The 17,495-nt window shown below is 72.4% G+C and carries 17 protein-coding genes; 7 read left to right on the forward strand and 10 right to left on the reverse strand.

The features are described from left to right. The first annotated feature begins 4 nt into the window (after window positions 1–4). Window positions 5–1,843 carry a GGDEF domain-containing protein gene (locus ACVGV0_RS15790; protein ID WP_459156454.1) on the forward strand — a complete coding sequence of 613 codons (1,839 nt, stop codon included), beginning with the start codon at window positions 5–7 and terminating at the stop codon, window positions 1,841–1,843. Window positions 1,844–2,031: 188 nt separating this feature from the next. Here ACVGV0_RS15790 and ACVGV0_RS15795 read toward each other — a convergent pair whose 3' ends face one another. The 7 genes from ACVGV0_RS15795 to ACVGV0_RS15825 form a co-directional block, all read right to left on the reverse strand. After that, the gene (locus tag ACVGV0_RS15795; protein WP_459160027.1) at window positions 2,032–2,385 is read right to left on the reverse strand and encodes a metal-sulfur cluster assembly factor; all 354 of its coding nucleotides are present in this window, start codon (window positions 2,383–2,385) and stop codon (window positions 2,032–2,034) included. Between the two features lie 148 nt (window positions 2,386–2,533). Further along, window positions 2,534–2,992: a Fe-S cluster assembly sulfur transfer protein SufU gene (sufU, locus tag ACVGV0_RS15800; protein WP_459156455.1), complete on the reverse strand. Its 459-nt coding sequence runs from the start codon at window positions 2,990–2,992 to the stop codon at window positions 2,534–2,536. Window positions 2,993–3,005: 13 nt separating this feature from the next. Continuing rightward, entirely contained in the window at window positions 3,006–4,319 is a 1,314-nt protein-coding gene (locus tag ACVGV0_RS15805; RefSeq protein WP_459156456.1) for a cysteine desulfurase, read from the reverse strand. Between the two features lie 2 nt (window positions 4,320–4,321). Further along, window positions 4,322–5,089: a Fe-S cluster assembly ATPase SufC gene (gene sufC, locus ACVGV0_RS15810; protein ID WP_459156457.1), complete on the reverse strand. Its 768-nt coding sequence runs from the start codon at window positions 5,087–5,089 to the stop codon at window positions 4,322–4,324. A gap of 47 nt (window positions 5,090–5,136) precedes the next feature. Continuing rightward, on the reverse strand, window positions 5,137–6,357 hold the full coding sequence (sufD, locus tag ACVGV0_RS15815) for a Fe-S cluster assembly protein SufD (RefSeq protein ID WP_459156458.1): 1,221 nt from the start codon (window positions 6,355–6,357) through the stop codon (window positions 5,137–5,139). Window position 6,358: 1 nt separating this feature from the next. Further along, window positions 6,359–7,807 (reverse strand): Fe-S cluster assembly protein SufB, encoded by a 1,449-nt coding sequence (gene sufB, locus ACVGV0_RS15820; protein WP_459156459.1) that lies wholly within the window; start codon window positions 7,805–7,807, stop codon window positions 6,359–6,361. Then, a complete protein-coding gene (locus ACVGV0_RS15825) occupies window positions 7,804–8,589 on the reverse strand; it encodes a helix-turn-helix transcriptional regulator (protein WP_459156460.1) in 786 nt (261 codons plus the stop codon). Before ACVGV0_RS15825 ends, sufB begins: the two co-directional genes overlap by 4 nt. Window positions 8,590–8,774: 185 nt before the next feature. Here ACVGV0_RS15825 and mptB point away from each other — a divergent pair, with 185 nt between their 5' ends. The 5 genes from mptB (at window position 8,775) to ACVGV0_RS15850 (ending at window position 14,308) form a co-directional block, all read left to right on the forward strand. Beyond that, window positions 8,775–10,364, forward strand: coding sequence for a polyprenol phosphomannose-dependent alpha 1,6 mannosyltransferase MptB (mptB, locus tag ACVGV0_RS15830; RefSeq protein WP_459156461.1), 1,590 nt, complete (start codon window positions 8,775–8,777; stop codon window positions 10,362–10,364). 156 nt (window positions 10,365–10,520) lie between these two features. Continuing rightward, window positions 10,521–11,417 (forward strand): ABC transporter ATP-binding protein, encoded by an 897-nt coding sequence (locus ACVGV0_RS15835; protein WP_459160028.1) that lies wholly within the window; start codon window positions 10,521–10,523, stop codon window positions 11,415–11,417. 173 nt (window positions 11,418–11,590) lie between these two features. Beyond that, window positions 11,591–12,307, forward strand: coding sequence for an ABC transporter permease (locus ACVGV0_RS15840; protein WP_459160029.1), 717 nt, complete (start codon window positions 11,591–11,593; stop codon window positions 12,305–12,307). 91 nt (window positions 12,308–12,398) lie between these two features. Further along, window positions 12,399–13,250 (forward strand): SCO6745 family protein, encoded by an 852-nt coding sequence (locus ACVGV0_RS15845; RefSeq protein WP_459156462.1) that lies wholly within the window; start codon window positions 12,399–12,401, stop codon window positions 13,248–13,250. A 92-nt stretch (window positions 13,251–13,342) separates the two neighbouring features. Beyond that, the gene (locus ACVGV0_RS15850) at window positions 13,343–14,308 is read left to right on the forward strand and encodes a COX15/CtaA family protein (RefSeq protein WP_459156463.1); all 966 of its coding nucleotides are present in this window, start codon (window positions 13,343–13,345) and stop codon (window positions 14,306–14,308) included. A gap of 24 nt (window positions 14,309–14,332) precedes the next feature. Here ACVGV0_RS15850 and ACVGV0_RS15855 read toward each other — a convergent pair whose 3' ends face one another. The 3 genes from ACVGV0_RS15855 to ACVGV0_RS15865 all read right to left on the reverse strand — a co-directional run bounded on the left by ACVGV0_RS15855 (window position 14,333) and on the right by ACVGV0_RS15865 (window position 16,232). Next, window positions 14,333–14,818, reverse strand: coding sequence for a GbsR/MarR family transcriptional regulator (locus ACVGV0_RS15855; protein WP_459156464.1), 486 nt, complete (start codon window positions 14,816–14,818; stop codon window positions 14,333–14,335). A 218-nt stretch (window positions 14,819–15,036) separates the two neighbouring features. After that, window positions 15,037–15,927, reverse strand: coding sequence for an ATP-grasp domain-containing protein (locus ACVGV0_RS15860; protein ID WP_459156465.1), 891 nt, complete (start codon window positions 15,925–15,927; stop codon window positions 15,037–15,039). Then, complete coding sequence (locus ACVGV0_RS15865) at window positions 15,924–16,232, reverse strand: hypothetical protein (protein WP_459156466.1); 309 nt, start codon at window positions 16,230–16,232, stop codon at window positions 15,924–15,926. The genes ACVGV0_RS15860 and ACVGV0_RS15865 overlap by 4 nt, the downstream gene beginning before the upstream one ends. A 158-nt stretch (window positions 16,233–16,390) precedes the next feature. On the opposite strand from ACVGV0_RS15865, the gene ACVGV0_RS15870 reads away from it, so the two are divergent. After that, window positions 16,391–17,365 (forward strand): quinone oxidoreductase family protein, encoded by a 975-nt coding sequence (locus ACVGV0_RS15870; RefSeq protein ID WP_459156467.1) that lies wholly within the window; start codon window positions 16,391–16,393, stop codon window positions 17,363–17,365. Window positions 17,366–17,495 lie beyond the last annotated feature (130 nt).

Raw genomic sequence — 17,495 nt, forward strand, 5'->3', positions numbered from 1 at the left:
GTTCGTGCACAGCACCGGCGAGACGATGACCGCGGGCAGTGCGGACTCCGTGCGCGCGCTGCTCAACGCCGTCCGGTTCGGGTTCCAACCGGTCGTCAACGTCCGCACGGGCGCCATCGTCGCGGCCGAGGTGCTGTCCCGGCCCGGCAGCGGCAACGTGAAGTCGCTGTTCCGCGCCGCGGCGCGGCAGCGCCGGCTCGCCGACCTCGACGTCGCGCTGATGACCTCGGCGCTGGGCGTGGCCGCCGAGCACGAGGCCCACGTGCCGCTGCACGTCAACGTCTTCGCCGGCACCCTCGTCGAGGCGACCGAGCAGGTGCTGGCGCTGCGCGACCACGTCCGGGCCACCGGGCGCCACGAGGCCGACATCACCCTGGAGATCGGACCGCCGTTCACCCGGCTGGACACCGAGCGGTTCCTGAGCGCGGCACGGCAGTTGCGCGAGGCGGGGTTCCGGATCGCGCTGGACGACCTGGGCAGCGGCGACGTGCCGCTGAAGGTGCTCACCGACCTCGCCCCGGACCTGATCAAAGTGGATTCCTCCGTCGTCGCCGGGGTTCCCGATGACCCGCACCGGACGGCGACGCTGGAGGCCCTGGCGCACCTGTGCCAGAGCGTCGAGGCGCGCCTGCACGCCGTCGGCGTGGACTCCGAGCGGCAGCTCACCGCGCTGCGGCACAACGGCGTGCGCCTGGTGCAGGGCAACCTGCTCGGGCCCGCCGCGCGCCGCCCCCCGACCGCGCGCACGGTCCCCGGTGTGGCCGCTGAGGTCACCGACCCGGGCTCGGCGCAGGTGCGCACGCTCGCCGCAGGTCCCCGCGTGTCCGAGTTCCTGATCCCGGCCGTCACGCTGTCGCACGGGGTGCTCGCCGACGAGGTGCGCGAAGTCTTCGCCCAGCAACCGGAGGCCAGCGGCGTCGTCCTCGTCGACGAGCACAACGTTCCGCAGTGGACGGTCGAGCGCAACCGCTTCCTGCTCGCCGTCACCGGCCCGTACGGGCACGCACTGCACGCCAAGCGGCCCGCCTCCCGGCTCGCCGACGAACCGCGGCTGGTCACCACGGCCACCACGGCGATGGAAGCGCTGAGCCTGGTCACCGAATCCAGCCAGAACCGCATGTACGACGACGCGGTCGTCGTCGACGAGGACGGCCGCTGCCTCGGCGTGGTCCAGGCCGGCGACCTGATCCGCGGCATGGCCGAGCTGAAGGTCGAGCAGGCCGCGACGCTGAACCCGCTGACGCGGCTCCCCGGCAGCGACGCGGTCGCCCGCGACGTGGCGCGCCGCATCGCCGCCGGCGAGGTGTTCACGGTCAGCTGGCTCGACGTGGACGGGTTCAAAGCCGTCAACGACGAGGTCGGCTTCTCCGCGGGGGACGAGCTGATCCGCACCCTCGGGCGGGCGCTGACGGACGCGGCCACCGCGTTCGACTCGGTGTCTGTGGGCCACGTCGGCGGGGACGACTTCCTGCTCGTCGCCGACGTCGACGACGTCGTGGCGCTGTCCGAGCGGGTGCTCGACCCGCCGCGCCGCATCGGGGAGGTGGAGGTGGGCCTGTCCCTGGCGACCGTGGTGTGCACGCCGTCGACGATGGCCTCCTACGAGCAGGCCTCCCAGCGACTGGCCCCGCTCAAGCACGAGGCGAAGTCGCTGTCCGGATCGAGCTGGGTGCTCTCCCGCCCCGGTTCGGAACGGGTCGACGTGCTGCGCGGCACGCCGAAGAGCGATTCGAGCGTGCCGCAGCAGAGCAGCAAGCGGAACGTGGACGAGAGCTTCGCCGGGGCGCTGCGGCGGACCGTCCGGGCCGCCGAGACCGGGGCGGACCCCGACGCGGCGCCGTGAACCCTGCGGACACGACCGCGGCCGGCGCGGAAGGGTCCGGCACCGGCCGCGGTCACGCGTCTCTCAGCAGCTTTTTAGAAGTGCTCCGTCAAGTCGCTGCCGATCGTCGTCGCGGGTGACTGCGATCTTCCTCGTTTCGACGCGCCAGCGCCGAAGGGCCGCACGCAAAACGACCTGACAATATCCTCCTAGATCGTGAAGCCGAGGGCGCGCAGCTGCTCCCGGCCCTCGTCGGTGATCTTCTCCGGGCCCCACGGCGGCATCCAGACCCAGTTGATCCGGAAGTCGCGGACCAGCCCGCCGTTCGGCCCGCCCATCAGCACCGAACCGGCCTGCTCCTCGATGACGTCGGTCAGCGGGCACGCCGGCGAGGTCAACGTCATGTCCACCGTGGCCGTGTTGTCCTCCTCGACCGTGATGCCGTACACGAGACCGAGGTCGACCACGTTGATCCCCAGCTCGGGGTCGACGACGTCGCGCATCGCCTCTTCGCAGTCCTCGACCTTGGCGAGCTCGGCGGCCGGGGCCGGCGGTTCCGGCATTCCTTCGGCCCCGCGCTGCACGGAGTCCTCAGCGGTCCCCGCGGCGGTCGCCTCCGGGGCATCGGCCCTGTCCTGAACCTGGGTTTCGTCCGTCATGACGCTCCCACTCCTGTCCTGCGGCTGTCTTGCCCGCGGCGTCCAGTCTGCCCTAGGACGCCTCGACCTCGGCAACCCGCGATACGGCGTCCTTGAACGCCATCCACCCCAGCAGGGCGCACTTGACCCGTGCCGGGTACTTCGCCACGCCGGCGAAGGCGATGCCGTCCTGCAACACGTCCTCGTCCGGTTCGACCTGACCGCGGCCGTGCATCATCTCGTTGAACGACGACTCGGTCAGCATCGATTCCTTCACGGACCGGCCGACCACGAGATCGGTCATCACCGAGGTGGCCGCCTGGCTGATCGAACAGCCCTGGCCGTCGTAGGACACGTCGTCGACGATCGCGTCCGGGCCCGATCCGCTCAACCGCACCCGCAGCGTGACCTCGTCCCCGCAGACCGGATTGACCTGGAAGGACTCCGCGTCGTACGGCTCGCGCAGACCGCTGCAGTGCGGGTTGCGGTAGTGGTCCAGGATGATCTCCTGGTACATCTGCTCCAGTTGCATCGATCAACTCCCGCTACGCGACCCCGAAGAAGCGCCGCGCCTCGCGCACCGCGTCCGCCAGCGTCTCGACCTCGTCGAGCTCGTTGTACAGGTAGAACGAGGCGCGCACCGTGGCGGGCACGCCCATCCTCCGGTGCAGCGGCCAGGCGCAGTGGTGCCCGACCCGGGCCTCGACGCCCATGCTGTCGAGGACCTGCCCCGCGTCGTGCGGGTGCACCCCGTCGAGGACGAAGGACACGGCGCTGCCGCGGTGGTCGGTGGTCGTCGGACCGATGATCCGCACGCCCTCCACCTCGGACAGCGCGCCCAGCGCCGCCTCGGTCAGCTGCCGCTCGTGCGCGGCCACGCGCTGCATGCCCACCGCGGACAGGTAGTCCACGGCCGCCCCGAGACCGATGGCCTGGGAGGTCATGGGCACGCCCGCCTCGAACCGCTGCGGCGGCTCGGCGAAGGTCGAGCGGTCGATGTGGACCATCTCGATCATCGAACCGCCGGTGATGAACGGCGGCATGTCCCGCAGCAGCTCCCGCCGCCCGTAGAGCACGCCGATGCCGCTCGGGCCGAGCATCTTGTGCCCGGAGAACACGGCGAAGTCCACGCCGAGCTCGGCGAGGTTCACCGGCGCGTGCGGCACGGACTGGCACACGTCGGCGATGACGAGCGCGCCGACCGCGTGCGCCTTGGCCACCACCTCGTCCAGGGGGTTGACCGTGCCGAGCACGTTCGACTGGTGCGCGACCGCGACGACCTTGGTCCGGTCGGTGATCACGCCGTCGATGTCGGACAGGTCGAGGCGCCCCTCGTCGGTGACGCCGAACCAGCGCAACGTGGCGCCGGTGCGCTGGCACACCTGCTGCCACGGGACGAGGTTCGCGTGGTGCTCCATCTCGCTGACGACGACCTCGTCGCCGGGGCCGAGGCGGAAGCGCTCGGCCTCCGCCCCGGCCGTGGCCGCGTTGCTCATGGCGTAGGCGACCAGGTTCACGCCCTCGGTGGCGTTCTTGGTGAACACCACCTCGTCGGTGCCCGCTCCGACGAAGTCGGCGATCTTGCGCCGCGCCAGCTCGTAGGCATCCGTCGCCTCCTCGGCGAGCTGGTGCGCACCGCGGTGCACCGCCGCGTTGGAGCTCTCCAGGAAGGAGCGCTCCGCGTCGAGCACCTGGCGCGGACGCTGCGAGGTCGCTCCGGAGTCCAGGTACGCCAGGGGGCGCTCGTCGCGAACCGTGCGCCCCAGGATCGGGAAGTCCGCCCGGATCGCCGCGACGTCCAGCGACGCGGCCTCCGGGGGCGTGCTCGCACTCGTGGTACGAGGAGGCTGGATGCTCATGACTAGACCGCTGCCTCCTTGCTGCCGGTGAACTGCTGGTAGCCGTGCTCCTCGAGCCGCTCGGCCAGCTCCGCACCACCGGACGCGGCGACCTTGCCCTCGGCGAAGACGTGCACGTAGTCGGGCTTGATGTGCTTGAGGATGCGCGTGTAGTGGGTGATCAACATGATCCCCTTGTCGCCCTTGCCGGCGAACCGGTTCACGCCCTCGGACACGACCCGCAGCGCGTCCACGTCGAGGCCGGAGTCGGTCTCGTCGAGCACGGCGAACTTCGGGTCCAGCAGGTCCAGTTGCAGGATCTCGTGGCGCTTCTTCTCACCGCCGGAGAAGCCCTCGTTCACGCTGCGCTCGGCGAACGAGGAGTCGATGTCCAACTTGCCCATCGAGTCCTTGACTTCCTTGACCCAGTGGCGCACCTGCGGGGCCTCGCCGCGGACGGCGGTGGCGGCGCTGCGCAGGAAGTTCGACATCGACACGCCCGGCACCTCGACCGGGTACTGCATGGCGAGGAACAGGCCGGCGCGAGCGCGCTCGTCCACGCTCATCTCCAGCACGTCCGCACCGTCCAGCAGTACCGAGCCGGAGGTGATCTGGTACTTGGGGTGCCCGGCCAGGGCGTAGGCCAGGGTCGACTTGCCGGAGCCGTTCGGCCCCATGATCGCGTGAATCTCGTCCGAGCTCATGGTCAGGTTCACGCCGTTGAGGATCGGCTTGTCGCCCTCTTCGGTGGCGACCGATCCGTGCAGGTCCTTGATCTCCAGGGTGGCCATGTTCTTGTTCGTTCTCCCGGTGTCTGCGAAAGCTGGTGTGCGAGCAGTCAGGCGCCGACCGCGTTGAGCTCGTTCTCGATGGAGGCCTCGAGCCGCTCGCGGACCTCCGGCACGGTGATCTTCTGCAGGATCTCGCCGAAGAACCCGCGCACCACGAGCCGCCGCGCCTGGTCCTCCGGAATGCCCCGGGAACGCAGGTAGAACAGCTGCTCGTCGTCGAACCGACCGGTGGCGCTGGCGTGCCCGGCACCGATGATCTCGCCGGTCTCGATCTCCAGGTTCGGCACCGAGTCGGCGCGGGCGCCTTCGGTGAGCACCAGGTTCCGGTTGAGCTCGTAGGTGTCGGTGCCCTCGGCCGCGGCGCGGATGAGCACGTCGCCGATCCACACCGTGTGCGCCGACTGGCCCTGCAGCGCGCCCTTGTACAGCACGTTGCTGCGGCAGTTCTGCTGCGAGTGGTCGGCGAGCATCCGGTGCTCCAGGTGCTGGCCCTCGTCGGCGAAGTACAGGCCGAGGAGTTCGGCGTCGCCGCCCTTGTCGGAGTAGTTCAGCGTGGTGTTCACGCGCACCAGGTCGCCACCGAGGGTGACGGCCAGGTGCTTGAACTGCGCGTCCCGCCGCAGGGTGACGTGCTCCGAGCTGACCTGCGCGGCGTCGTCGGCCCAGTCGTGCACGGACACGACCGACAGCCGCGCGGAGTCCTCGACCACGAACTCGATGTTGTCCGCGATCGTGCCGCTGCCGCGGTAGTCGACCACCACGGTGGCGTCGGCGAACTGCTCGGCGCGCACCTGGACGTGGCCGTAGGTGGTCTCGCCTTCACCGGGGCCGTGCACCGTCACGGTGATCGGCCCCTCGGGACGGGTCTCCTTCGGCACCGTGACGATCGTGGCCTCGGTGAACGCGCTCCAGGCCTGGGCGGCGACCCGGTCGGCCGGGACGCCGCCGTCGCCGAGCCGGGAGTCCTCGCGACCCACGGTCTCGGCCTTGGCCTCGGGGCCGTCGACCTCCACCCGCAACGAGCCGGTGGCCACGGCGGAGCCGTCGTGCAGGCCGCGCAGCCGCTTCATCGGCGTGAAGCGCCAGTCCTCCTCGCGACCGCCGGGGACCTCGAAGGCCTCGACGTCGTAGGAGGTGAAGCGCTGGCCGCGGGAGATCTGCGGCACCTCACCGCCGTGGGAGTGCTCGCTCAGGCCGTGCTGAGCGGGCTCGGCACCCTCGTTCGCGGTGGACGAAGACCCGGTCGGGTCGAGCTTGGTGTCTGCCATCTCAGCCGACGGCCCCTTCCATCTGCAGCTCGATGAGTCGGTTCAGTTCCAGTGCGTACTCCATGGGCAGCTCGCGCGCGATGGGCTCGACGAAGCCGCGCACGATCATGGCCATCGCCTCGTCCTCGGTGAGACCGCGCTGCATCAGGTAGAACAGCTGGTCGTCGCTCACCTTGGACACGGTCGCCTCGTGGCCCATGTTCACGTCGTCCACCCGGATGTCCACGTACGGGTACGTGTCCGACCGGCTGACGGTGTCCACGAGGAGGGCGTCGCACTTGACGTTGGACGAGGAGTGGTTGGCGCGCTTGGCCACCTTGACCAGCCCCCGGTAGGAGGTGCGGCCACCGCCGCGGGCGATCGACTTGGACACGATCGACGAGGACGTGTGCGGAGCCATGTGCTCCATCTTCGCGCCCGCGTCCTGGTGCTGGTCCTGCCCCGCGAAGGCCACCGACAGCACCTCGCCCTTGGCGTGCTCGCCCATGAGGAACACCGAGGGGTACTTCATGGTGACCTTGGAGCCGAGGTTGCCGTCGACCCACTCCATGGTCGCGCCCTCTTCGGCCTTGGCCCGCTTGGTGACCAGGTTGTACACGTTGTTCGACCAGTTCTGGATGGTCGTGTACCGGCAGCGGGCGTTCTTCTTGACCACGATCTCCACGACCGCCGAGTGCAGCGAGTCGCTGGAGTAGATCGGAGCGGTGCAGCCCTCGACGTAGTGCACGTAGGCGCCCTCGTCGACGACGATCAGCGTCCGCTCGAACTGGCCCATGTTCTCCGTGTTGATCCGGAAGTAGGCCTGCAGCGGGATGTCGACGTGCACGCCCTTCGGCACGTAGATGAACGAACCGCCGGACCACACCGCGCTGTTGAGCGCGGAGAACTTGTTGTCGCCGGCCGGGATGACCGAGCCGAAGTACTCCTTGAAGATCTCCGGGTGCTTCTGCAGCGCCGTGTCGGTGTCCAGGAACTCGACGCCCTGGGCCTCCAGGTCCTCGCGGATCTGGTGGTAGACGACCTCGGACTCGTACTGCGCGGCGACGCCGGCGACGAGGCGCTGCTTCTCCGCCTCGGGGATGCCGAGCTTGTCGTAGGTCTTCTTGATGTCCTCGGGCAGGTCGTCCCAGGTCTGGGCCTGCTCCTCGGTGGACCGGACGAAGTACTTGATCTTCTCGAAGTCGATCTCCGAGAGGTCAGCACCCCAGGTGGGCAGCGGCTTGCGGTCGAACAGGCGCAGGGCCTTCAACCGGGCCTCCAGCATCCACTCGGGCTCGCCCTTCTTCTCCGAGATCTCCCGGACGACCTCTTCGTCGACGCCCCGTCGCGCGTTGGCGCCCGCGACGTCCGGGTCGGCCCAGCCGTACTCGTAGTTGCCCAGCGTCTCCAGAGTTTCCTCTTGGCTGAGCTGGCCGGATGTGGTGGGTCGCTGCTCCGCAGCGGCAGTCATGTGGACTCCCCTCCGTGTGGACTCGGGGCAGGTTCCCGCGTCTCCGATACCGGATCCGCGGAAGTCTCAGGTGAAGTGGAACGGTGCCCGCCGCTCCGCTTCGCGTACCGGCTGTGCGGCACGTGGGTCGTGCACACCGCGTCGCCGTTGGCGATCGTGGCCAGCCGTTGCACGTGGGTGCCGAGGACTTCGGCGAAAGCCTCCGTCTCGACTTCGCACAGCTGCGGGAAGTCCGCAGCCACGTGCGCCACCGGGCAGTGGTGTTGGCAGATCTGCTCACCGCTACCGACGTCCCGCGTCGTCGCAGCGTATCCCTCCTCGGACAAAGCGCGAGCGAGGACCTCCGCCCGTTCGGCCTGGGTCCGCGCGGCCTCGAGGGCCGCCCGGTGCTCGGCCATGAGGCCGGCCATCCGCCGTTCGGCGAACTGGCGCACGCCCTGCTCGCCTTCCTGCTCGGCGATGAACCGCAGCGCGGCCACCGCCAGATCGTCGTACGCGTGCCCGAACCGGGCACGGCCCACTTCGGTCAACAGGAACAGACGAGCCGGCCTCCCCCTGCCGCGGCGGCTGCGCGGGGAAGCCTCCCGCGAGTACGCCTCCCCCTCCGCCACGAGGGCGTCGAGGTGCCTGCGCACTGCGGTAGGACTCACTCCGAGCTCCGCGGCCACCTCGGCGGCCGTGATCGGCCCCCGCTGCAGCAGCAGCCGCGCGACCTCGTTGCGCGTCCGTCCTTCGCTGTGGGACACGCCGGGGCCGGCCGGATCGGTTTCCGGTCCGGCCACGACCCCCCCTTCTCGGGGCGGGGCTTCCCGGGACGAGGCACCGCGGAACGGGGCTCCCCGGGACGGGACTCCGGTGTTTTCCACAACAGTGATGTTATCTAATTTGTCGAACCTCGTCAGGATGCGGCCCCGCCCCGCATCCGGGCCGATGTGGTGATCCGGGTCACCCAGTACGCTTCGTCGGCGTGGCGTCAGGTGAAACGTCCGGTGAGCCGACGCTCGACCGGAACCCCGAACAGCGGGTGGGCCGCGCGGAACGCGAGCGCGAGCCGGAGGAGCTGAGCGCGCGGGAGCAGCGGCGCTGCGACGTCGTCCGGCGGTTCGGCACGGCCGGGTCGATGGTCCTCGCCGCCGGCGCCATCGGCGCGGGCGCCAACCCGGTGCACAACCCCATCACCGGAGTGCGGGTGCTCGGCCTGTTCCCGCGCATCCCCACCGTGTCCATGGCCTGCGCGTGGCTCGGCGTGTTCATGCTCGTCGCCGCCTGGCTCTGGCTCGGCACGCTGGCCCGACCGGGCCGCGGCCGCATCATGTCCATGGCCCGCACCGGGCGCACGCTGGTCATGTGGGCGCTGCCGCTGGCCGTGGCACCGCCCCTGTTCAGCACGGACATGTACTCCTACCTGGCCCAGAGCGAAGTGGCCGCACGCGGGTTCGACCCCTACGTCCTCGGCTCCGACACCGCGCTGGGCATCGAGCACCCGTTCACCGCCAACGTCCCCAACATCTGGCGCGACACGCCCTCGCCCTACGGGCCGCTGTTCCTCATGCTCGGCCAGCTGATCTCGCGGGTGATCGGCGACAACGTCGTGCTCGGCGTGCTCGTGTGGCGCCTGGTCATGCTGCTGGGCCTGGCCGCGGCCATCTGGGCCGTCCCCCACCTGGCGCGCCGCTGCGGGGTGCACCCCGTGCCGGCGATGTGGCTCGGCGCGCTCAACCCGGTCGTGCTGCTGCACGTCGTCAGCGGCATGCACAACGACATCCTCATGGTCGGCATCGCGCTCGCCGCCTTCGAACTGGGGCTGCGCTGGAACAACTGGCCCGGAACCATCGCCGTCGGCGTGCTGCTCACCCTCGGCGGCGCGATCAAGCTGCCCGGTTTCGTCGCCCTCGGGTTCTTCGGCATGGCCCTGGTGGTGCGCCGCAGGGGCGGCTTCGGCGAGCTGCTGCGCGTGGGCGCGGTGCTGCTGGCCGTGTTCCTCGCCACCATGACCCTGATCACCCTCGCCAGCGGCTGGGGGCTCGGCTGGCTCGAGACCCTCGACGTGCCCAACCGGGTGAAGAGCTTCCTCGCACCGCTGACCGCCTTCGGCATGACCGGCGCCGGAGCGGGCATGCTGCTCGGGCTCGGCAACCACACCGAGGCGATGCTGGAGATCACCAAGTACTTCGGCTACACCATCGCCGGCGTGGTGTGCCTGGTCATGCTGTGGCTGACCTTCCGCCGCCGCACCACCCCGCTCGTCGGTCTCGGGGTGACGTGGCTGGTGCTCGCGCTGAGCGCGCCGGTGCTGTGGCCGTGGTACCTGCTGTGGGCGATCGTCCCGCTGGCCCTGGCCACCAACGACCGCCGGTTCCGCATCACCGCCGTGGCCATCTGCGCGGCCGTGTCGCTGTTCATCCCGCCCACCGGCGCCGGCTTCGTCCTGCGCGCCTACCAGGTGCCGCTGGCCGTGGTCGCCGCCCTGCTCGTGTTCGGCGCGCTGACGTGGTTCCTGCGCCACCGGCTGCCCTGGCCCGCTCCCCTCCGCGGCCGCTTCGGCCTGCCCGAGTAGCCCCCGCGCCGCGGGGGCGGGCCGGGCTCCGCCCGGCACCCGTGGCGGCGAGATTCACGGCACGGCCTAGGCTGGGTTCCTGTGAGCCTAGGCCGGGACACCGCGAACTGGGGCCCCGTGGACAGCGCCGGCGGTCCGGCCGTCCACCTCCGCGGGATGACCAAGCGCTTCGGCGGCACGCAGGCCGTCGCCGAGCTCGACCTCGACATGGCGCGCGGCAGCGTGCTCGCGCTGCTCGGCCCCAACGGGGCGGGCAAGACCACGACCGTGGAGATCTGCGAGGGGTTCCAGCGCGCCGACAGCGGCGAAGTGCGCGTCCTCGGGCTCGACCCGGCCGCCGAGGCCGCCCGGCTGCGCCCGCGCATCGGCGTGATGCCGCAGGGCGGCGGCGCCTACCCCGGCGTGCGGGTCGAGGAGATGCTCGACCTCGTCGCCTCCTGCGCGGCGAACCCGCTCGACACCGGGTGGCTGCTCGACGTCCTCGGGCTCTCCGGTGCCCGGCGCACCCCCTTCAAGCGGCTCTCCGGCGGTCAGCAGCAGCGCCTGTCGCTGGCCTGCGCCGTCGTCGGGCGGCCCGAGCTGGTGTTCCTCGACGAACCCACCGCCGGCATGGACCCGCAGGCGCGGCACCTGGTCTGGGACCTCGTGTCCGCCCTGCGCCGCGACGGCGTCGGCGTCCTGCTCACCACCCACCTCATGGACGAGGCCGAGGAGCTGGCCGACCGGGTCGTCATCGTCGACCACGGCCGCGGCGTCGCCGGCGGCACCGTCACCGAGCTCACCGAGCCGCCGGACGGGCGCCAGCAGCTGCGGTTCCGCTCCCAGCCGGGGCTCAACCTCGAGCTGCTGCTGGCCGCCCTGCCCGAGGACTGCTCGGCGCGGGAGCTGCGCCCGGGAGACTACGTGGTGCACGGCGACGTCGACCCGCAGATGCTGTCGACCGTGACCTCCTGGTGCGCCCAGCACGGGGTCCTGGCCCAGGAGCTGCGGGTGAGCAGGCGCAGCCTGGAAGACGTGTTCCTGGAGCTGACCGGACGGGAGCTGCGATCGTGAGTGCGGAGCCCGAAACCAACCTGCGCGGCGACACCGCGGTGACCGCCGCCGGCCCCTCCGGCGCCGGCCCCTCCGGCGGTGGCGCTTCCGGCGGTGGCGCGGCCGGCGGCCGCGGCTCGGCGTTCCCCGCGGGCACGTTCCTGCCCGCCCCCGGCCGCGGCAGCGCCGCGCGGATGCTCGCGCGGCAGACCCGCGTCGAGACGCTGCTCATCCTGCGGCACGGCGAGCAGGTGCTGCTGACGCTGATCATCCCGCTGGTGATGCTCGTCGGGCTGAGCCTGCTGCACCTGGGCGAGCTGCCCGAACCGCGGGTGGACTCGGTGACCCCGCGCATCCTCGCGCTGGCGGTCATGTCCACCGCCTTCACCGGTCAGGCGATCGCGCTCGGCTTCGACCGCCGCTACGGGGTGCTCAAACGCCTGGCGGCCACCGCGCTGCCGCGCTGGGCGCTCGTCGCCGGGCGCGTGCTGGCCACCCTGCTCGTCGTCGCGATCCAGGCGGTGGTGCTCGGCGCCGTCGCCGCCCTGCTCGGCTGGTCCCCCCACCTGCCGGGCGTCCTGCCGGCGATCGGCGTGCTGGTGCTCGGCACGCTGTCCTTCGGCGGGCTCGGCGTGCTCGTCGGTGGCGCGCTGCGCGCCGAGATCGTGCTGGCCCTGGCGAACGCGATCTGGCTGGCGCTGGTCTTCGCCGGCGGCCTGGCCCTGCCCGCCGACCAGCTGCCCGCCCACCTCGGCACCGCCGTCGGCTACCTGCCGTCCGGGGCACTGGCCGAAGGGCTCGACGCGACCCTGCTGCACGGCACCGCCCCCGGGTGGGGCCCGGTGCTCGTGCTGCTCGCCTGGGGCGTCGCCGCCGGCGGTCTCGCCGGCCGCGCCACGCGGCTGACCTGACGCGGTCCGGGCCGCCCCGGCACTCCGCGAGTCCGCGAACGAGCGGGCACGGACCCGGGACACGCTCAGCTCCGCGTTCTAGAGTGCCCCCATGACCAAGATCGCCCGGCGAGCAGCCTCCGCGCTGCAAGCGCCGCACTCGATGATCTACTTCGCCCCGGAGGCCGAGGAGGCCTTCGCCGAACTGGGCCTGGGCCGCGGGCGCATGGCCTACTACGCCGGCCGCGCGGCCGCCATGGGGCCGGTCGGCCCCGGGGTCGTGGCGGCGACCTTCTACAACTTCAACCCGGACTCCGTCGCCCGGTCCATCCCGCACGCCTGGTCGATCGCCTCCCCCGAGACCATCATCGCGACCCGCTACCGGGCCGCCGAGACCGCGCTGACCCGCATGGCGGGCGCCGAAGCGCTCGCAGAGCCCTGGGTCGCCGAAGCGGCCGACCTGGCCGAGCGCGCGGCGCGGGCCTGCCCGGTCGCGGGCAAGCCGCTGTTCGCCGGGCACGCCGACGTGGCCTGGCCCGAACGGCCGGCGATGCGGCTGTGGCACGCGATCACCCTGCTGCGGGAGTTCCGCGGCGACGCGCACATCGCAGCGCTGCAGCAGGCCGGCCTCGACGGGCTGTCCGCGCTGGTGCTGCACTGCTGCACAGGCAAGGGCTTCAAGCCCTCCGCGGCGAAGTCGCTGCGCGAGTGGTCGGACCAGCAGTGGGACGCGGCGCTGGACGGGCTGCGCGAGCGCGGCCTCGTCGACGCCGACGGCGAGATCACCGACGCGGGCGCGCAGCTGCGCGAGGAGGTCGAAGCGCACACCGACGCGATGTCGATGCCGCCGTGGGAGGCGATCGGCACCGCCGGGGCCGAGAAGCTGTTCGACCACGCCGAGCGCCTGTCGCACCTGGTGCTCGAGGCCGGCGGCATTCCGCGGGAGCTGTTCGGCCGCGACTGACGCCCGTGGCGCGCGGCGGTGGAGGAGCTCCGGATCACGCCGGGGCGGCCCTGCGGCGGGGCGGGAGGGGCGCGGTGCTTACCATCGGTTCCGTGCCCACGGTGCTTGCGCGAATCTCGAACTCCGCTCCCGCCGCCGCGCGTGCGCTGTCGCTGCTGGTGGTGATCAGTCAGACGCTGATCTCGATCACCGGCGCGACCGTGCGCGTCACCGAGTCCGGGCTCGGCTGCCCCACGTGGCCGCAGTGCTTCCCGGGCAGCCTCGTGCCCCAGCCGCACCCCGAGGTGGCCGCGCTGCACCAGGCCATCGAGTTCGGCAACCGCATGCTGGCACCGGCCGTGGGCATCATCGCGCTGCTGTGCTGCATCGCCGCGTGGCTGGTGCGCCCGACGCGGCGGCGGTTGCGCACCTACGCGCTGATCATGCCGCTCGGCGTGGTCGTGCAAGCGGTGATCGGCGGCATGACCGTGTGGGTCGACCTGCTGTGGTGGAGCGTGTCGATCCACTTCATGCTCTCGGCGGTCCTGATCTACGTGGCCACCCAGCTGTTCAAGGCCGCCCGCGAGGGCGACGGGCCGCCGACCTGGCTGGTGCCCGCCCGCTCCCGCCGGCTGCTCGTGGCGCTGGTCGTGGTCACCTTCGGACTGGCCTTCGCCGGCACGCTCGTCACCGCCGCCGGGCCGCACGCCGGGGACGCGGCCACGCCGCGGCTGGACCTGCCGGTGCCGCGGCTGGCCGAAACGCACGCCATCCTGGCGATGGCCTACGTGCTCATCCTCGCCGTGTTCGGCGTGTGGCTGCGCGGCACGCGCCCCACCAAGGGCCTGCTCCGCGTCTACGGCGGCGCCGCCGTCGTCGTGCTGGCCCAGGGAGCGCTCGGCTCCGTGCAGTACTACCTCGGCGTGCCCGAACTGCTCGTCGTGCTGCACGTGCTCGGGGCGACGCTGGTGATCATCAGCACCGGCCTGCTGTGGAGCGAGGCGCGCCACCGCGGAGCGGTGCCCGCCCCCGCACCGGGGAGCACCGCCGCCGCGGCCGCGGCGGGCAGCCGCGGCTGACCGCGCCTGCCGCCCCGGTTCCGGTCAGCGCCCGCGCTGCTCGCGCTCCCAGCGCCGCCACAGCTCCGGCAGCTCCGCGGACAGCCAGCGGTAGAACTCGTGCACCGTGCGCAGGCGGCGGGCCCGTTCGCTCTGCCCGCTGAACATGCGCAGCCCCTGCTCGGTGAGCTCCTCGATCTCGGTGACGCGGCGCATGCGCAGCCGGACCAGCTCGGGCCAGTGGTCCTCCTCCACCCGGTAGAGCGCGGCCTCCCTGCCGTGGCGGGTGGTCTTGGACACCACGCCGAGCCGCATGAGCAGCCGGACGTTCGTGCTGACCGAACCGGTGCTGGCGCTGAGCGCGTGCGAGAGCTCCGCGGCCGTGCGCTCCGGCGGGTCGCAGATGAGCAGGAAGGCCAGGATCCGGCCCGCGATGAGCGGCATCCCCTCGGTGGCCTCGAAATGCGCCGCCATCTGCTCGACCCACTCGGACATGGCGGGACGATCGGTGCGCTGGACGTACTCGGCCACGGCGCCTCCCCCGAGATCGAGTTCAGTAACTACTGAAAACGTAATGCACGTGGAGCGCGTGGCCAAATCCGATCGGCGGCGCGCCACCGACCGGGGGGCGGTCCCGCGGGAGCGGAAGCAGCCGCAGCCCGGCAGCGGCGGAGGAACGACCCGGCGACGGAACCGCGGCGGGCGCGGCTGCGGGTCAGGAGCGGCGGCGGAGCGCTCCGCTCGCCGCCTCAGCCCACCAGGGCGGCGCGCACCGCAGAGGCGAAGCGGTCCAGCGCGGCGGCGGTATCGGTCTGCGCGAAGCCCAGCGCGGGCTCGGTCACCTCGAGCTCGAGCAGCAGCGGCTCGCCCGCGGCATCGCGCACCAGGTCCACCCGGGCGTAGAGCAGCTCGGCCCTGCCGAGCCCGAGCACCCGGCAGGCCGCGTCGAGCGCGTCCTCGGCCACGCGCCGCAGGTCCTCCCCCGGCAGAGCCGGGCGCAGCTTCTCCCCGGCGAACAACCCCGCGGGGTCCAGCTCGGCGGACTCCCCGGCGGGCAGCATCGGAGCCTTGCGGAAGGCGTGCGAGTACACCCCCCGGACGAAGACCAGCGCGGTCTCCCCCTCCCGGTCCACGGCCGGTTGGTAGGGCTGCACCACCGCGCGGGTCCCCTCCCCGCGCAGCGCGGCGAGGTGCGCGGCGGCCGCGTCCCGCTCGTCCGGCCGGAACCGGCGCGCTCCGCGCGAACCCGCGCCCACGGCCGGTTTGACGACGAACTCGGTCCCCGGCCACTCCGGGGTGTCCTGCGGCCCGAGGACCAGGGTCGGGATCACCGGCACGCCCCGCCCGGCCAGGTCGAGCAGGTAGGCCTTGTCGGTGTTCCACCGCGCCACGGGCGCCGGGTTGGCCAACCGCGGAACCGACTCGCACCACTTGAGGAACTCCTCGCGGCGGTGCGCGTAGTCCCAGGTCGCGCGCAGCACGACCAGATCGGCCGCGGCGAAGTCGGTCTCGACGTCGTCCCAGGGCGCCCACTCGGCGCGCACGCCGAGCGCTCCCAGCGCAGCGACCAGGCCCGACTCGTCCCCGTCGGATGCGGGCAGGCCGGTGCAGCTGGCGAGCAGCACGTGCGGCGCGGTCACCGGCGCACCCCGCCCATGCGGTAGCGGTGCTCCGGACCGATGCGCAGCGCGCTCGTGGTCTCCGCGTCCCAGTCGTGCTCGGTCAGCCCGTCCACGGCGGCCACCAGGGCCTTGCCCGTGGGAGCGTCCGCGACGACGACGTCGCCGAAGGCGCCGTCCTGCCCGATCAGCACCACGCGGGCGCCCGCACGGCCCATGTTCTCCACGACGGCGCGCGCCGAGCCCCCGTGCGCGCGGACGAACTCGTTCGCCGCGGACACTTCCTGCGCGGACGGTTCCACCTGCTGTTCCTGCGTCTCAGCCACACCGTGATCGTAGCCGCGGTCCCCGCCCGATGGGGAGCCCGGGAGTGGCGCACGCCTCGCACGCGCGGGCGGGTCGGGCGCGCGGGGCCGAGATCGCGCGCCGACGACCGAGCGCACTACGGTGGAGGCGGTCCGATCACCACGTGGAAGGTGGGTGCATGCGCGCAATACGGGTACGGGAGCACGGGGGTCCGGAGGCGCTGGAGCTGACCGACGTCGCACCGTCCGAACCGGGACCGCGCGAGCTGCTGGTCGAGGTCTCCTTCGCAGGGGTGAACTTCATCGACACCTACCAGCGCAGCGGGCTCTACCCGATGACGCTGCCGTTCACCCCCGGAGTGGAGGGCGCGGGCCGCGTCGTGCAGGCCGGTGCGGAGGTGACCGGGTTCGCCCCGGGCGACAGCGTCGCGTGGGCCATGACGCCGGGCGCGTACGCCGAGCGGACCGCCGTCCCGGTGGACAAGGCGGTGCGCCTGCCGGCGGGAGTGGACGAGCGCACCGCCGCTGCCTCGCTGCTGCAGGGCATGACCGCGCACTTCCTGGTCACCAGCACCTACCCGGTCTCCACCGGGGAGACCGCGCTGGTGCACGCCGCCGCGGGCGGCATGGGGCTGCTGCTCACGCAGCTGGTCAAGGCCGCCGGCGGCAACGTCATCGGCACCGTCTCCACCGAGGAGAAGGAGCGCACCGCGCGGGAGAACGGGGCCGACGAGGTCATCCGCTACACCGAGGAGGACGTGGCCGCCGAGGTCTCCTCGCTCACCGACGGCCGCGGCGTGGACGTGGTCTACGACGGCGTCGGCAAGGACACCTTCGACGCGAGCCTGGCCAGCCTGCGCCCGCGCGGCGTGCTCGCGCTGTTCGGCGCGGCCAGCGGACCGGTGCCGCCGGTCGACCCGCAGCGGCTCAACTCCGGTGGCTCGCTGTTCCTCACGCGGCCGAGCCTCGCCCACCACATCCTCACCCGCGCCGAGCTGGACTGGCGCGCAGGTGACCTGTGGAGCTGGCTCGAGGAGGGCAGGGTGCGCCCGCGGATCGGGCACGGCTACCCGCTCGCCGAGGCCGCCCAGGCGCACCGCGACCTGGAGGGGCGGCGCACCAGCGGCCAGCTGCTGATCCGGCCGAACGAGTAGGGGCTCCGCGGATCGGCTGCTGGGGCGGGTGGCCCGGGGGAGCTGGGAGGAACCTCCGTTCCCCGGCTGCCCCCGCCACCCGCCCCGGGCAGCGGACACCGGGAGCCACCGCCCGCGCGACCGCTCACCC

The sequence above is a fragment of the Salinifilum ghardaiensis genome, assembly GCF_054491345.1.